Source organism: Cronobacter dublinensis subsp. dublinensis LMG 23823 (genome assembly GCF_001277235.1).
In the GTDB taxonomy this organism is placed as follows: domain Bacteria; phylum Pseudomonadota; class Gammaproteobacteria; order Enterobacterales; family Enterobacteriaceae; genus Cronobacter; species Cronobacter dublinensis.
The window spans coordinates 1,050,789-1,065,322 of record NZ_CP012266.1; the positions used below are offsets into that span (position 1 = coordinate 1,050,789).

Sequence of the window (14,534 nt, forward strand, 5' to 3'; positions counted from 1 at the left end):
ACAACATGGACAGCGTATTACGCGCCGCAGGCATGTATTTTTTACTGCTGGTGGTGCTGAAAATCGCCGGTCGCCGCACGCTGATGGAGATGAATTCCTTTGATTTCGTGCTGCTGCTTATTATCAGCGAGGCGACACAGCAGGCGCTGCTGGGCAACGATTTTTCCTTTACCGGCGCGGCCATCACCATCATTACGCTGATTGTGCTGGATATCCTGCTGAGTTATCTGAAGAATGCGTTTCCGCGTCTCGATCTGCTGCTTGACGGCTCGCCCCTGATCCTGGTGGAACATGGCCGGCTGCTCACCGCACGTATGAAGAAAGCGGGGATTTCCCGTGACGATATTTTAAGTTCCGCCCGCACCAGCCAGGGGATCGAGCGGCTGGAGGAGATAAAATTCGCCATCCTTGAGAAAAATGGCAAAATCTCCATTATTCCCGCCGACAATCAGGAGTCGTAATGCCAGTCTGGGTGGATGCCGATGCGTGTCCGAAAGTGATTAAAGAAGTGCTGTTCCGCGCCGCCGAGCGCACCGAAACCCCGGTGATTCTGGTGGCGAACCAGCCCCTGCGCGTGCCGCCGTCGCGGTTTATCCGCGCCCGCCAGGTACCTGCGGGCTTCGACGTAGCGGATAACGAAATTGTGCGCTGCTGCGAGCCGGGCGATTTAGTGGTGACGGCGGATATTCCGCTGGCGGCTGAAGTGATAGCGAAAGGGGCGGTGGCGCTGAACCCGCGCGGCGAGCGCTACAGCGAAGCCACGATTCGCGAGCGCCTGACGATGCGCGATTTTATGGATACGCTGCGCGCCAGCGGCATCCAGACCGGCGGCCCGGATGCCCTGAGCCAGCGCGATCGCCAGCAGTTCGCCGCTGAGCTCGACAAATGGCTCAGCGGCCAGAAGCGGCAGGCTTAAACCCAGTTATCGTCGTCGCCGCCAAAATCGTCGCCGCCGAAGTCATCGCCGGCGAAGTCGTTATTCCAGTCATCTTCGCCGCTCGCCGGGACGTAGTCGTTGCCGTTGTCCTGCTGTAAGCCAGCGTCCTGATTCAGGAACTGGCTGTCATCCGCCTGGTTGTAATCCTCGACAGCATTGACCGGGCTCGCGTCGGCCGCCTGCGCCGGTTCATTGATGATGTTGACGATTTCTTCCGGCTGGTGGTGGCTGAACATACTGGTCAGCATATTGCCGAGCACCACGCCGCCCGCGACGCCTGCCGCGGTCTGCAGGGCGCCCGCCATAAAGCCGCCGCCGCGCGGCGCGTTCGCGTTGTTATAATACTGCCCCTGAGCCGCCTGCGGCGCATAACCAGAAGGCGGCGCGCTCTGATACTGCTGCGCGCCGGGGATAGGGTCTGAGCCGCGCAGGCTTGCCTGCGGACGCGGCGCTTGCGGTTCGTTTTTGTTGCCGCCGAACAGTCCGGCCAGGAAGCCGCCGCTGCTCTGCTGATGGCTGGCGGAGTGTTTTAGTTGCTCCACTTCCGCTTCCAGCGACTGGAGGCGAGCATTAAGCTGCTTCATGGCCGCTTCCTGGATAAGAATAGTTTGCGCCATGTAATACGCCGCGCCGGGTTGCGTGCGCATATGCTGCTCGATCCAGCGCTCGGCGTCGGCATCGCGCGGCGCGCTGTTTTCGCTGGCGGCTTTGAGTCGGTCAAAAAGCCCGTCAATCAGACGTTGCTCTTCAGATTGCATGATTCATCCCTCTGTCATTGATGGCGTTAATAGTAAGTCTGGAGAAAAATCCACACTTGTAAATGTCCGGCGCGTAAAGGAAATAAGAAATATGTAACCGGGTGCGGCTAAGGGCGGGGTTGTGTTCGACATCCGCTTTCAAGTAAGGTGGGCGCGTTTTGCGTATTCTCGCAAGTGGTAGCGCTGGTTTACACTTTGCTTTTGGCAGAACGGTTATCCTGCGCGGGATCACGCGCAATATCAGCACTTTTGTAAGTTTAAATTTACGCCTGTCCTGTGTACTAGTTTATTGTTAAACTCATGGCTTACGGCCTGCGTTCTAACCCTTTCGCACTAGCGAAAGGTGAGGTAATCCATCCATGAATCAACCCATTTATTTAATCGGCGCACGCGGCTGCGGCAAAACCACGACTGGCGAGGCGCTGGCTCGCGCGCTGGGGTACGGCTTTGCCGATACCGACCGCTGGCTGTTCGAGCAGACGCAAATGACCGTCGCCGAGGTGGTGGAGAAAGAGGGCTGGCCGGGCTTTCGTGACCGTGAAAGCGAGGCGTTGCAGGCGGTCACCCTACCTGCGACGGTCGTGGCGACCGGCGGCGGCATGGTGCTGCGCGACGGGAACCGCGAGTTTATGCGCCAGCACGGCGTGGTGATTTATCTGAATGTCCCTGTGGCGGTGCTGGCGCAGCGCCTTGAGGCGTTCCCGGAAGAAGGGCAGCGCCCGACGCTGACCGGCAAGCCAGTGACCGAAGAGATCGCGGAAGTGCTCGCGGTGCGCGACGCGCTCTATCGCGCCTGCGCGCATCATGTTATTGACGCTGCCGATACCCCGGCAAGCGTTGTCTCGCGCATTATCGCGGCGCTGCAACCGGCGCATGCCAGCTAAGTGCCGGGATTGTCTATACTTACAGCTCGTCCACGATCATTAAGGAAGAGCTATGCCGAGCAGACCCCCCTATCCGCGCGAGGCGCGCGTGGTTCCCGTTGAAAAAGGCGTGCCGGGTAAAACCGTCACCAGCTATCAGCTGCGCGCCGATCACCCGGAGCCCGATTCGCTTATCAGCGAGCACCCCACCGAGCAGGAAGCGCTGGACGCCAAGCGCCGTTACGAAGATCCGGATAAATCCTGACCGCCCCTCCGGCGGCAGGTGCCAGCGTGACGCTGCGCTTACCGCCAGTCTGAAAAAACGTGCCTGCCGTTTTGCATCACACCTTTCATCCAAAACTAATGTTAACGATACGTTATGATTAACCACAGCAGCAGGCGCGGCGGTGGTTTTTTGTCACGGTGCGGCGCCGGAAAGCTGCTACGCTTGTTGATTCCCCCTTCGCTTGCGCTCAAGTTTTGGGCAAAGGGTGCCGTTATTAATGTGAGAAGCTGTAAAAAAAGGCGATAAGAAAATGCGTGCGACTCTGGCGATACTCACCATCGGCGTTGTGCCTGTCAGCGAGGTTCTGCCGCTGTTAACGGAACATATTGATGAACAGCAAATCACCCATCTGAGTCTCATGGGCAAGCTGTCGCGCGAGGAAGCGCTGGCGGATTACGGCGTTTCTGGCGACGAAGAGACGCTTATCACCATGCTGAGCGACGGCGAAAAAGCGACGGTATCGAAAGCCAAAACCGAAAGGGCGCTGCAAAGCGTTATCGAAGTGCTCGATAACCAGGGTTATGACGTCATTTTACTGATGAGCACGCAGCGCTTTTCTGGTCTGCGTGCGCGCAATGCGATGCTGCTGGAGCCGGATCGCATCATTCCGCCGCTGGTGGCGTCGATTGTCGACGGGCATCAGGTCGGCATCATTTTGCCTGTCCCGGAGTTAATGCCAGCGCAGGCCCGGAAGTGGCAGGTGCTTGAAAACCCGCCGCACTATTCGCTGGCGAATCCCTTTTACGGCACGGAAGATGAGTTGATTGGCGCGGGGCGCGATCTGCTGGCGCAAGGGGCGGATGTTCTGCTGCTCGACTGCCTCGGTTTCCATCAAAAACACCGCGATTTGCTGCAAAAGGCGCTGGATGTGCCGGTGCTCCTCAGCAATGTGCTGGTGGCGCGGCTTGCCTCCGAACTCCTTGTCTGAGCGGGCGTCACAATTTACGTGACAGCCCTCAGGCTGGCCCTCTATATTGTTTTTCCAACCATTTTTTCGATAAGGGCCTGCTTATGCTTCAGAGTAATGACTACTTCTCCGGTAAAGTGAAATCTATCGGCTTCACCAGCAGCAGCACAGGCCGCGCCAGTGTGGGCGTGATGGCGGAGGGCGAGTACACGTTTGGTACCGCGCAGCCGGAAGAGATGACGGTGATTAGCGGCGCGCTGAACGTGCTGCTGCCGGGCGAAACCGAATGGAAAACGTATGAGGCGGGGCAGGTATTTCACGTGCCGGGACACAGCGAATTTCATTTGCAGGTGGCTGAGCCGACGTCGTATCTCTGCCGTTACCTGTAATGGCGCCGCCCCGGACGGGGCGACGCGAATGCATCAGCGTTGGGCTTCGCCGCCCAGCGCTTCCACTAAGTTCTGGATAAGCGCCGCCAGTTCGCCGGTCATCAGCGTGAAATCGGCGTCAAAGCGCTGTGCCACATCTTCACGCGCGATGTCGTCGTTCTGATCGCGCAGTTCATCGGCGAATTTCAGGCGCTTGAGCGAGCCGTCGTCGCACAGCATAAACTGCACGCGCTGCTGCCAGTCGAGCGCCAGTTTGGTGACCACTTTGCCCGCTTCGATATGCACCGCGATTTCATCGCTGACCAGCTCCTGCTTTTTACAGCGGATCACGCCGCCGTCTTCGAGGATAGCCTTAAGCTCCGCTTCGTCGAGCAGCTGAAAACCCTGCGGCACGTTGTTCGCGCGCACCCACTCGGTGAGCGTCAGCTCAATCGGGTTTTCCAGCGTCAGCGGTACGACCGGCAGCGAGCCGAGGCTTTTGCGCAGCAGCGCCAGCGTGTCTTCCGCTTTTTTGGCGCTGGCGCAGTCCACCACGATAAGCCCGCTGGCGGTGTCTATCCACATCATCGTCTGGCTGAAGCGGCTGAACGCGCGCGGCAGCAGCGAGTGCAGCACTTCATCTTTCAGCGAATCTTTTTCCGTCTTTTTCAGCTTGCGGCCCTGGTCGGCCTCCAGACGGGCGATTTTCGCCTCCAGCGCCTGTTTAATTACCGGCGTCGGCAGAATTTTCTCTTCTTTGCGCGCGCAAATGACAATCTGACCGTTGGCGACATGAGTCAGCGCGTCGCTGCCGCCGCCGATTGGCGGGACCCAGCCGGTTTTCGCCATATCCTGGCTGCCGCACGGGGTGAAGGTAAACGCCGCTAACTGCTTTTCCATCTCATCGGCACGCAGCGCCGCGTCGCGGTTTAAACGGTAAACCATTAAATTTTTGAACCACAGCATGTTGATTTCCACGGCCTGGTAGTTAAACGCAGCGGGCATGATAACGAATCAGCCGCGGCGTTTCATTGCCTTTCACGGGCAGGTTATCTACTCTCCAGGTAAGTCATTGAATATGAGGAAGCAGACGTGCGTATTGGGATCGATTTAGGCGGCACCAAAACCGAAGTGATTGCGCTTAGCGACGACGGCGAGCAGCGTTTTCGCCACCGCGTGCCGACGCCGCGCGACGATTATGCGCAAACCGTTGAAACTATCGCCGGGCTGGTGGAGATGGCGGAGCAGGCGACCGGCGAGCGCGGCACGGTGGGCGTCGGTATTCCGGGCACGCTCTCGCCTTACACTGGCGTAGTGAAAAACGCCAACTCCACCTGGCTGAACGGTCAGACGCTGGATAAAGACCTGAGCGCGCGGCTGTCGCGCGAGGTGCGGCTCGCGAACGACGCCAATTGTTTCGCCGTCTCCGAGGCGGTGGATGGCGCAGCGGCGGGCGCGCAGACCGTGTTCGCGGTGATCATCGGCACCGGCTGCGGCTCCGGGATTGCGCTGGGCGGTCAAAGCCATATCGGCGCCAACGGCAACGCGGGCGAGTGGGGCCATAACCCGCTGCCGTGGATGGATGAAGATGAGCTGCGCTATCGCGACGAGGTGCCGTGCTACTGCGGCAAGCAGGGCTGTATCGAAACCTTCATCTCCGGCACGGGCTTTGCGACCGACTACCATCGCCTGAGCGGTCAGCCGCTGAAGGGCAGCGAAATCATTCGCCTCGTGGACGCGCAGGATGCGCTGGCGGAGCTCGCGCTCAGCCGTTACGAGCTGCGGCTCGCGAAATCGCTGGCGCATATCGTCAATATTCTCGACCCGGATGTCATTGTGCTGGGCGGCGGGATGAGCAACGTCGACCGGCTCTATAAAACCGTACCGCCGCTGATGAAACACTGGGTGTTTGGCGGCGAGTGCGAAACGCCGGTGCGCAAAGCGGTACACGGCGACTCCAGCGGCGTGCGCGGCGCGGCCTGGCTCTGGCCCGCGACACGCGCATAAGCACAACAATAAAAAAGGGGCGCGATGCCCCTTTTATCAGTCGACCTGATACTCCCGCGCCAGCCGGCTCACGCCAAGCCCGTTAATCTTACGAACCTTAATCTGCACCGGGATGCGCTCTTTCATCGCCTCGACATGACTGATGACGCCGATGGTTTTGCCGCTGGCGTTCAGCGCGTCGAGGGCGTCCAGCGCGGTGTCGAGCGTCTGCGCGTCCAGCGTGCCGAAGCCCTCATCAAGGAACAGCGAATCGATGCGGGTTTTATGGCTCACCAGATCCGAGAGCGCCAGCGCCAGGGCCAGGCTCACCAGGAAACTCTCGCCGCCGGAGAGTGTGCGGGTGTCGCGCACCGCGTCCGCCTGCCAGGTATCGACCACTTCAAGCTCCAGGTCTTCGCTCAGCTTGCGCTTAAGCAGATAACGGCCATGCAGGCGCGTCAGCTGATTGTTGGCGAGCCACACCAGATTATCGAGCGTAAGCCCCTGGGCGAATTTACGGAACTTGTCGCCTTTCTGGGAACCGACCAGGTGGTTGAGCTGGCCCCACTCGTCGGCCTCGCGGCGTGCCGCGTCGATATGAGCCAGCAGCGATGTCAGGCGCGCGCGGTTCTCTTCATCCTGACGCAGCTGCTGGCGCAGCTCGCCCTGCCGCGTGGTGTTATCGCGCAATTGCTCCGCGATAAGCGCCAGCGCCGCTTCGCTCTGGCGCGCGTCGACGGCGTCATCAAGTGTTGCCGGGCGGGCGTTGAGATGGCTCTCCAGCGCCTGTTGCGCCTGCGCCAGCAGCGTCTGCTGCGCCTCGCGCTCGCGCGTCAGCCGCTGCTGTAACGCCTCCAGCTGACGCAGCGTCGCGTCGTCCAGCAGGGCGGCGAGAAACGCCGCTTTATCGGCAAACTGGCTCGCGGCCAGCGCCTCATCGAAGGCGCGCAGGGCGGCCTGATGGCGCGTGCGTTCCTGTTCAAGCTGCGCGCCGAGCGTCTGCCACTGGGCTTCCAGCGACAGACAGAGCGTGTGGGCCTGCTGGCCCGCGCGCGGCAGGTCATCCACCGGCAGGGCGGCGGCGGGCGCGTCGCCCTCCTGCGGCAGCAGGGCGAGGAGATTTTCGCAGGCCGCGAGCTGCTCGCGCAGGCGCTGCTGGTGCTCGTGCTGCTGCTGCCAGCGCTGCGCTTCTTCTTCACGCGCGGCGAACCATGGCGCCGGGTCGTTATCGTCCGGCGCGGTGAGCGAGAACGCCGCCAGCTGGGCGCGAAGCGCCGCCTGCTGGGCCTGATACGCGTCCTCAAGCGCGGCGCGCTGACGCTGCGCGCTGTGGAGGGCGTCATCCAGCGTCTGGCGTTCGCGCAGCAGATGCAGCTGCTGCTCGCGCTGTGTCTGTTCATCAAGCCACGGGTTGATATCGTCGCCCGGCGCCGCGTTGAGTGCGGCGGCGGCGCAGAGCGTCTGCCACTGAGAGGTGAGCGCTTGCTCTTCTTCCAGCAGGCTTGTCGCTTCGCTTTCCTGCTGCTGGCGCTGTTTTACCAGCGCGTCGAGCTGACCGCGCAGCGCTGCGCCCTCGGCGCCGAGCTGCTCTTTTTCCTGCTCCAGCTGCGTGAGACGCAGGCGGCTGGCGTCGGGCTTCAGCGCCTGATACGCCTCCACCGCCGGATGTTCGGTCGCGCCGCAGAGCGGGCAGGGGCTGCCAGGTTGCAGGCGCGCGCGCGCGTCGACCAGGTTTGCTATCTGCTGCTCCAGCTCGCACACCGCTTTCGCGCGGGTCACTTCATCCTGTTTGGTTTTGTAATCCTGGCGTTTTTGCGCAAGCTGCTGCTCCAGCTGCTGGATTTGCGTTTGCAGCGCGGCGCTGGTTTCCTGCTGGCGCGCTTTACGGCGGGTGAGTGGCGCAAAGGCGGCCTGAAGCGTCGCCAGCTGCTGGCGCAGCGGGCGCTGTTCATTGAGCGTTGCGAGCGCGCGGGCGGCGTCTTCTGGCGAGAGCGCAAGCCCGGTCTGCGCCAGCGCGTCGCGCTTGCGCCGGGTGGCCGCGATGCTGTCGTTGAGCGCCTGTAACTGCTGGCTGTCGCGTTTTTGCTGCGCCAGCACCGCGCGCCATCCCGCCAGTTCGCTGCTCCAGAGGCGATAGCGGTCGTGCTCTGTCAGCCAGCGGGCCACCTGGTCGAGCTCATCGCTGCGGGTCTGCGCCTGCTCCGCCGCCGCCTGGCGGATCGCCCGGCGGCGCTGCGCGCTTTCCTGTAAGCGAACGCTCACTTCTTCGTGCTGACGTCGGGTGGCGGCAAGCGAGGTCTCCAGCTCCTGACAGCGCAGCCAGGCCGGACGCAGTTTTTCCGCTGGCAGCGCCGCCTCCAGCCGGGCGAGCTGCGGGGCGGCGTCCTGTAACGCCTGTTCCGCCTGTGCCGTACCCCGGCGGGCCGCCTCAAGCGCGGCGGCGAGCGCGCCGCGCTGGGTCAGCCACAGGTGCTGCTGCTGTAACTGACGCTGCTGCGCCAGCTGCGTTTTTTCATCGTCAGTGAGCGCCTGCAAACCTGTCGTCAGGCTTTCGCGTTGTGCCTCGTCCAGTAGCGTGACGCCCTGCGCCTGAGATTCCAGCTTCTCAAGCTGGCTGCGGGCCTCTTTATGCTGCTCGAAGATGCGCGCCGAGACCTGGCCGTAAATTTCAGTGCCGGTCAGTTCTTCTAACAGTTCGGCACGCGCTCTGGCCTCGGCGTTGAGAAACGCGGCGAACTGCCCCTGCGAGAGCATCATCGAGCGGGTAAAGCGGTCGTAATCGAGCCCGGTGAGCGCGGCGATGCGATCGAGTTTGTCTTTGATTTTATCGGCGATGATTTTGCCGTCGTCGCAGCGCGCAAGCTCCACGCGCGGGGCTTGCAGATTGCCGTCCGGCTGGCCGCGGGCGCGGCTCTGGCTCCAGAAGGCGCGCCAGGCGACGCCTTTGACTTCAAATTCTACCTCCGCCAGGCATTCGGCGGTGTCGCGGGTCATTAAGTCGTTCTGGCTTTGCGACAGCGCGTTCAGGCGCGGCGTGCGGTGATAGAGCGCGAGGCAGATGGCGTCAAGCAGCGTGGTTTTGCCCGCGCCCGTCGGGCCGGTGATGGCGAACAGCCCGTTGCTGGCGAACGGCTCGGCGGTAAAGTCGATTTTCCATTCGCCTTTCAGCGAGTTCAGGTTTTTCAGCCGCAGGGTTAAGATTTTCATGCGTCGTCCTCCTCGTGCAGGCTCTCCAGCGTGCGGGCGAACAGCGTGCGCAGCCGCGCCCGCTCGGGTTCCTCCAGCGCCTCCAGCTCCAGACGGCGCTCAAATACTTCTTCGACGCCAAGCTCGCTTAAGGTTTCGGTGCTGAGCGTGCCGAGCGCGCGCTCGCGCATTTCGCGGCTGCGGCGCAGCAGGACGACTTCCACCGGCAGGCTTTCGGTAATCTGGCTTATCTGACGGTGCATGTCGTGCAGGAACTCGCTGGTGTCGATTTCGATATCGAGCCAGACTTTGGGCTCATCCGGCGCGTCGCGCCACTGTTCGAGCTGCGCGGTGATGGATTCCAGGCTGCCTTTTAACACCGCGAGCGGCTGACTGACCGGCACCGGGAGCGCCGTGACGTCGTGCAATTTGCCGTCAGCGAACTCCACCAGAAACACGCTTTTCTCTTTGCCGGTTTCATCAAAGCTCAGCGCAATCGGTGAGCCGCTGTAGCGGATGTGCTCGCAGCCCGCCACTTTCTGGGCGCGGTGGATATGGCCAAGCGCAATGTAATCGGCGGGTGGAAAACGGTCCGCCGGGAAAGCGTCAAGCGTGCCTATATAGATGTCGCGTACCGCGTCACTTTTGGTCACGCCAACGGTAGTGAGATGGCCGGTGGCGATAATCGGCAAATTACGCTCGCCGCGAAGCGCGCAGGCGGCCTCATAGCTCTGCTGGTAGTGCTGGCTGATGGCCTCCAGCAACTGCTGCTGTTTTTCGCGCCCCGACTGCCCGCTGAGGCTTCGCAGCACATCGCGCGGGCGCAGGAACGGAATGGGGCAGAGCACCGCGCCGGGCTCGCCGTCGCGGCGGTATAATAATGTGGCCTGGCTTTCCGGCGTGAGCTGCGCGCTGGCGATCACCTGCGTATTGAGACAGGCGAGCAGCTCGCGGGATTCATTGAGCGTCGCGACCGAGTCGTGGTTGCCGCCAAGCACGATAAGCGGGCACTGCGCCGCCTGCAGTTTGACCACAAATCTGTTGTAGAGCTCGCGCGCATAACTTGGCGGCGCGCCGGTATCGAAGATATCGCCCGCGACGATAATCGCGTCCACCTGATGCGCGATGGCCGCGCCGAGCAGCCAGTCGAGAAAGGCTTCATGTTCAGCCGCGCGGCTTTTGGCATAAAAATTTTGACCAAGATGCCAGTCTGAGGTATGCAGAATACGCATGGGATGCCCTGTGGCTAAAAAGCGAGAAGGGGATTATAAACATCCGGTACGGCGGGTGTCCTGTTTCGTCGCGCCGCGTGGTTTTTTCGCCTGCGCTGACAGGTCATCTTACGGTCATCTTTTTCATAAATCTGTCATAAATCTGACGCATAATGGCGCCGCATAACATACTGTTTACTTTATTTAACAGGGCGAATCATGGCGAGACGTATTCTGGTCGTTGAAGATGAAGCACCTATCCGCGAGATGGTGTGCTTCGTACTGGAACAAAACGGTTTCCAGCCGGTGGAAGCGGAAGATTATGACAGTGCGGTGAACCAACTCAATGAGCCCTGGCCGGATCTGATTTTGCTGGACTGGATGCTGCCTGGCGGATCGGGGATCCAGTTTATTAAACATATCAAGCGTGAAGCGTTGACCCGCGAGATCCCGGTGGTGATGCTGACGGCGCGCGGCGAAGAAGAAGATCGCGTGCGCGGCCTGGAAACGGGCGCGGATGATTACATTACCAAGCCGTTTTCCCCGAAAGAGCTGGTGGCGCGTATTAAAGCTGTCATGCGGCGCATTTCACCGATGGCGGTAGATGAAGTCATTGAAATGCAGGGCTTAAGCCTCGATCCGTCATCACATCGCGTGATGACCGGCGAAAATCCCCTCGATATGGGGCCGACCGAATTCAAACTGTTACACTTCTTTATGACACACCCGGAGCGCGTATACAGCCGCGAACAGCTGCTGAACCACGTCTGGGGCACCAATGTGTATGTGGAGGATCGCACCGTCGATGTGCATATTCGCCGCCTTCGCAAGGCGCTGGAACATAGCGGTCATGACAGAATGGTACAAACGGTGCGCGGCACGGGTTATCGGTTCTCGACGCGTTTTTAAACCCAAAACAGGAGTGTGACGCGTGCTGGAACGGCTGTCATGGAAAAGACTGGTGCTGGAGCTGATGCTCTGCTGTATCCCGGCGCTGGTTCTCGGGGCGATATTCGGCTATCTGGCATGGTTTTTACTGGCGGCGGTGACCGGATTGCTTATCTGGCATTTCTGGAATCTGCTGCGGCTCTCCTGGTGGCTGTGGGTGGATCGCAGCATGACGCCGCCGCCCGGCAGCGGCAGCTGGGAGCCGCTGCTCTACGGCCTGCACCAGATGCAGTTGCGCAATAAAAAGCGCCGTCGCGAACTGGGCAATCTTATCAAACGCTTTCGCAGCGGCGCGGAATCGCTGCCTGACGCCGTGGTGCTGACCACAGAAGAGGGCGTCATCTTCTGGTGTAACGGCCTTGCGCAACAGCTGCTTGGCCTGCGCTGGCCCGACGATAACGGGCAGAATATCCTTAACCTGCTGCGCTACCCCGAGTTCACCAGCTACCTGCGCGGGCAGGCGTTTAACCGCCCGCTGCATCTGGTGCTCAATAACGGGCGGCATCTGGAGTTCCGCGTGATGCCCTACAGCGAAGATCAGCTGCTGATGGTAGCGCGCGACGTGACGCAGATGCATCAGCTCGAAGGCGCGCGGCGCAACTTCTTCGCCAACGTCAGCCATGAGTTGCGCACGCCGCTCACCGTATTGCAGGGCTATCTTGAGATGATGCATGAGCAGGTGCTCGAAGGGCCGCTTCGCGAGAAAGCGCTGCATACCATGCGCGAGCAAACCTACCGGATGGAAGGGCTGGTGAAACAGCTGCTGACGCTCTCGAAAATCGAGGCGGCGCCCGCGATGCAGCTTAACGAAACCATCGACGTGCCGATGATGCTGCGGGTGGTGGAGCGCGAAGCGCAGACGCTGAGCCAGCAGAAGCACACCTTTACCTTCGAAGTAGACTCGCAGCTTAAAGTGCTCGGCAATGATGAGCAGTTGCGCAGCGCGATTTCCAACCTCGTGTATAACGCGGTCAACCATACGCCGGCGGGCACGCATATCACGGTACGCTGGGAACATGTGGCTCACGGCGCGCGCTTTAGCGTGGCGGATACCGGGCCTGGGATCGCCGCGGAGCATATTCCGCGCCTGACCGAGCGGTTCTACCGGGTGGATAAGGCGCGCTCGCGCCAGACCGGCGGCAGCGGACTCGGGCTCGCGATTGTGAAACATGCGCTGACGCACCACGACGCGCGTCTTGAGATAGAAAGCACGCCCGGTAAAGGAACGACGTTTTCGTTTCTGCTGCCGGAAAGACTCATTGCTGCCGCGCCTGCCAGCGCCGATTCTGCGCTGTAGCTTGTAACGTCTGCTTTCCAGGGCCAGCCATAAGCTGGCCTTATTCATTTTTTATCCGCCATTCAGCGCTTTTTTCATCGTTTGCTGCTTTTTTGCCCGCGCGAATCGCCGGAGGTTTTTTACGAAATTAGATTTTATCACTGCCCTGAAACTTAGATCTGGCATAAAGGTCTGGTTTTACGATCCCGTCTTGCCTTTAAACGTTATAAGCGTTTAAATTGCGCCCCTGCTATTGCCAGACCGACTGTTTTTGCGCGGTAAACCGAAAAACAATTCTTCGCCAGCGTGATCGGGAAGCATATCCCGCTGTCAGCGTCTGAAATGGCCGTGTTTTCGTCAGCAGGCTGACGATAAAAACTATTCAATTTCAACACCACATCCACAGGCAGTAAATCTTATGACCCATCAGTTAAAATCGCGCGACATTATCGCACTGGGGTTTATGACCTTTGCGCTGTTCGTCGGCGCGGGCAATATCATTTTCCCTCCTATGGTTGGTTTGCAGGCCGGTCCGCATGTCTGGACGGCGGCGATCGGCTTTCTGATAACCGCCGTTGGTCTGCCTGTGCTGACCGTGGTGGCACTGGCGAAAGTGGGCGGCGGCGTTGACAGCCTGAGCCACCCGATTGGCCGCGTGGCGGGTATTCTGCTCGCGACCGTCTGCTATCTGGCCGTGGGGCCGCTGTTCGCCACGCCGCGCACCGCGACCGTGTCGTTCGAAGTGGGCATCGCGCCACTGACCGGTGACGGCACGCTGCCGCTGCTGATTTACAGCCTGGTCTACTTCGCGCTGGTTATCCTGGTGTCGCTCTATCCGGGCAAACTGCTGGATACCGTGGGCAACTTCCTGGCGCCGCTGAAAATCATCGCGCTGGTGGTGCTGTCGGTGGCGGCTATTGTCTGGCCGGCGGGCGATATCAGCGTGGCGACGGAAACCTATCAGAAAGCAGCGTTTTCCAACGGCTTTGTGAACGGCTATCTGACGATGGATACGCTGGGCGCGATGGTGTTCGGGATTGTTATCGTCAACGCGGCGCGTTCGCGCGGTGTTGAAGACTCGTGTCTGCTGACGCGCTACACGGTGCTCGCGGGCCTGATGGCGGGCGTCGGCCTGACGCTGCTTTATCTGGCGCTGTTCCGTCTGGGCTCTGACAGCGCGACGCTTGTCGATCAATCCGCTAACGGCGCGGCGATTCTGCACGCGTATGTTCAGCATACCTTTGGCGGCGCGGGCAGCTTACTGCTGGCGGGGCTGATCTTCCTGGCGTGCATGGTGACCGCGGTCGGCCTGACCTGCGCCTGCGCCGAGTTTTTCGCGCAGTATCTGCCGCTCTCCTACCGCACGCTGGTGTTTATCCTCGGCCTGTTCTCAATGGTGGTGTCGAATCTCGGCTTAAGCCAGCTGATTCAGTTCTCGATCCCGGTGCTGACGGCCATCTATCCGCCGTGTATCGCACTCGTTGTACTGAGCTTTACCCGCGGCTGGTGGCATAATGCGAGCCGTGTTATCGCCCCGGCGATGGCGGTCAGTCTGCTGTTTGGTTTGATTGATGGGGTGAAAGCCTCGGCGATAAGCGGTATCCTTCCGGCCTGGACTCAGAAACTGCCGATGGCGGATCAGGGGCTGGCCTGGCTGCTGCCGACCATCGTGATTGCACTGGCGGCGGCCGTCTGGGATCGTACGGCCGGACGGAGCGTGACTTCCACCGCACATTGATCGTCGGTTGATTGTTGAACCACGGGGCCTGGCTCCGTGGTTTTTTATTGTATGACGTGGTACTGGAAAG

Annotated in this window: 14 protein-coding genes; 10 read left to right on the forward strand and 4 right to left on the reverse strand. The window is 60.7% G+C overall.

The features are described 5' to 3' along the window. Window positions 1–5 precede the first annotated feature (5 nt). Both AFK67_RS04825 and AFK67_RS04830 read left to right on the forward strand, forming a co-directional pair. A complete protein-coding gene (locus tag AFK67_RS04825; protein ID WP_007720423.1) occupies window positions 6–461 on the forward strand; it encodes a DUF421 domain-containing protein in 456 nt (151 codons plus the stop codon). Beyond that, window positions 461–916, forward strand: coding sequence for a YaiI/YqxD family protein (locus AFK67_RS04830; RefSeq protein WP_007720421.1), 456 nt, complete (start codon window positions 461–463; stop codon window positions 914–916). Before AFK67_RS04825 ends, AFK67_RS04830 begins: the two co-directional genes overlap by 1 nt. On the opposite strand, the gene AFK67_RS04835 is transcribed toward AFK67_RS04830, so the two are convergent. After that, on the reverse strand, window positions 913–1,695 hold the full coding sequence (locus tag AFK67_RS04835; RefSeq protein ID WP_007720419.1) for a DUF2076 domain-containing protein: 783 nt from the start codon (window positions 1,693–1,695) through the stop codon (window positions 913–915). The genes AFK67_RS04830 and AFK67_RS04835 overlap by 4 nt on opposite strands. A gap of 359 nt (window positions 1,696–2,054) precedes the next feature. Here AFK67_RS04835 and aroL point away from each other — a divergent pair, with 359 nt between their 5' ends. The 4 genes from aroL to ppnP all read left to right on the forward strand — a co-directional run bounded on the left by aroL (window position 2,055) and on the right by ppnP (window position 4,140). Next, window positions 2,055–2,579, forward strand: coding sequence for a shikimate kinase AroL (gene aroL, locus AFK67_RS04840; protein WP_007720418.1), 525 nt, complete (start codon window positions 2,055–2,057; stop codon window positions 2,577–2,579). A 52-nt stretch (window positions 2,580–2,631) separates the two neighbouring features. Continuing rightward, window positions 2,632–2,823: a YaiA family protein gene (locus tag AFK67_RS04845; RefSeq protein ID WP_007720416.1), complete on the forward strand. Its 192-nt coding sequence runs from the start codon at window positions 2,632–2,634 to the stop codon at window positions 2,821–2,823. A 271-nt stretch (window positions 2,824–3,094) separates the two neighbouring features. Then, the gene (locus AFK67_RS04850; RefSeq protein ID WP_007720415.1) at window positions 3,095–3,772 is read left to right on the forward strand and encodes an AroM family protein; all 678 of its coding nucleotides are present in this window, start codon (window positions 3,095–3,097) and stop codon (window positions 3,770–3,772) included. Window positions 3,773–3,855: 83 nt separating this feature from the next. Continuing rightward, complete coding sequence (ppnP, locus tag AFK67_RS04855; protein WP_007720414.1) at window positions 3,856–4,140, forward strand: pyrimidine/purine nucleoside phosphorylase; 285 nt, start codon at window positions 3,856–3,858, stop codon at window positions 4,138–4,140. Between the two features lie 33 nt (window positions 4,141–4,173). Here the strand turns inward: ppnP and rdgC are convergent, their stop codons facing one another. Next, a complete protein-coding gene (gene rdgC, locus AFK67_RS04860; RefSeq protein ID WP_032967116.1) occupies window positions 4,174–5,085 on the reverse strand; it encodes a recombination-associated protein RdgC in 912 nt (303 codons plus the stop codon). Window positions 5,086–5,211: 126 nt separating this feature from the next. Between rdgC and mak the strand changes: the two genes are divergently transcribed. Further along, the gene (gene mak, locus AFK67_RS04865) at window positions 5,212–6,126 is read left to right on the forward strand and encodes a fructokinase (RefSeq protein ID WP_007720412.1); all 915 of its coding nucleotides are present in this window, start codon (window positions 5,212–5,214) and stop codon (window positions 6,124–6,126) included. Window positions 6,127–6,162: 36 nt separating this feature from the next. On the opposite strand, the gene sbcC is transcribed toward mak, so the two are convergent. Together sbcC and sbcD are read right to left on the reverse strand one after the other, a co-directional pair. After that, window positions 6,163–9,312: an exonuclease subunit SbcC gene (sbcC, locus tag AFK67_RS04870; protein WP_007720410.1), complete on the reverse strand. Its 3,150-nt coding sequence runs from the start codon at window positions 9,310–9,312 to the stop codon at window positions 6,163–6,165. Further along, window positions 9,309–10,523, reverse strand: a complete 1,215-nt coding sequence (gene sbcD / locus AFK67_RS04875) for an exonuclease subunit SbcD (RefSeq protein ID WP_007720409.1) — start codon at window positions 10,521–10,523, stop codon at window positions 9,309–9,311. The genes sbcC and sbcD overlap by 4 nt, the downstream gene beginning before the upstream one ends. 198 nt (window positions 10,524–10,721) lie before the next feature. On the opposite strand from sbcD, the gene phoB reads away from it, so the two are divergent. The 3 genes from phoB (at window position 10,722) to brnQ (ending at window position 14,464) form a co-directional block, all read left to right on the forward strand. Then, window positions 10,722–11,411: a phosphate response regulator transcription factor PhoB gene (phoB, locus tag AFK67_RS04880; protein ID WP_007720408.1), complete on the forward strand. Its 690-nt coding sequence runs from the start codon at window positions 10,722–10,724 to the stop codon at window positions 11,409–11,411. A 22-nt stretch (window positions 11,412–11,433) separates the two neighbouring features. Then, a complete protein-coding gene (gene phoR, locus AFK67_RS04885; RefSeq protein ID WP_007720407.1) occupies window positions 11,434–12,747 on the forward strand; it encodes a phosphate regulon sensor histidine kinase PhoR in 1,314 nt (437 codons plus the stop codon). Window positions 12,748–13,144: 397 nt separating this feature from the next. After that, window positions 13,145–14,464, forward strand: a complete 1,320-nt coding sequence (gene brnQ, locus AFK67_RS04890; RefSeq protein ID WP_007720406.1) for a branched-chain amino acid transporter carrier protein BrnQ — start codon at window positions 13,145–13,147, stop codon at window positions 14,462–14,464. The last annotated feature ends 70 nt before the right edge of the window (window positions 14,465–14,534 follow it).

Bases quoted from the DNA above. Each gene is read 5' to 3' on its own strand.
- AFK67_RS04845 (WP_007720416.1), top strand. From the start codon at position 2,632: ATGCCGAGCAGACCCCCCTATCCGCGCGAGGCGCGCGTGGTTCCCGTT.
- brnQ (WP_007720406.1), top strand. From the start codon at position 13,145: ATGACCCATCAGTTAAAATCGCGCGACATTATCGCACTGGGGTTTATG.
- sbcC (WP_007720410.1), bottom strand. From the start codon at position 9,312: ATGAAAATCTTAACCCTGCGGCTGAAAAACCTGAACTCGCTGAAAGGC.
- rdgC (WP_032967116.1), bottom strand. From the start codon at position 5,085: ATGCTGTGGTTCAAAAATTTAATGGTTTACCGTTTAAACCGCGACGCG.
- ppnP (WP_007720414.1), top strand. From the start codon at position 3,856: ATGCTTCAGAGTAATGACTACTTCTCCGGTAAAGTGAAATCTATCGGC.
- AFK67_RS04825 (WP_007720423.1), top strand. From the start codon at position 6: ATGGACAGCGTATTACGCGCCGCAGGCATGTATTTTTTACTGCTGGTG.
- sbcD (WP_007720409.1), bottom strand. From the start codon at position 10,523: ATGCGTATTCTGCATACCTCAGACTGGCATCTTGGTCAAAATTTTTAT.
- phoB (WP_007720408.1), top strand. From the start codon at position 10,722: ATGGCGAGACGTATTCTGGTCGTTGAAGATGAAGCACCTATCCGCGAG.
- AFK67_RS04850 (WP_007720415.1), top strand. From the start codon at position 3,095: ATGCGTGCGACTCTGGCGATACTCACCATCGGCGTTGTGCCTGTCAGC.
- AFK67_RS04835 (WP_007720419.1), bottom strand. From the start codon at position 1,695: ATGCAATCTGAAGAGCAACGTCTGATTGACGGGCTTTTTGACCGACTC.
- aroL (WP_007720418.1), top strand. From the start codon at position 2,055: ATGAATCAACCCATTTATTTAATCGGCGCACGCGGCTGCGGCAAAACC.
- AFK67_RS04830 (WP_007720421.1), top strand. From the start codon at position 461: ATGCCAGTCTGGGTGGATGCCGATGCGTGTCCGAAAGTGATTAAAGAA.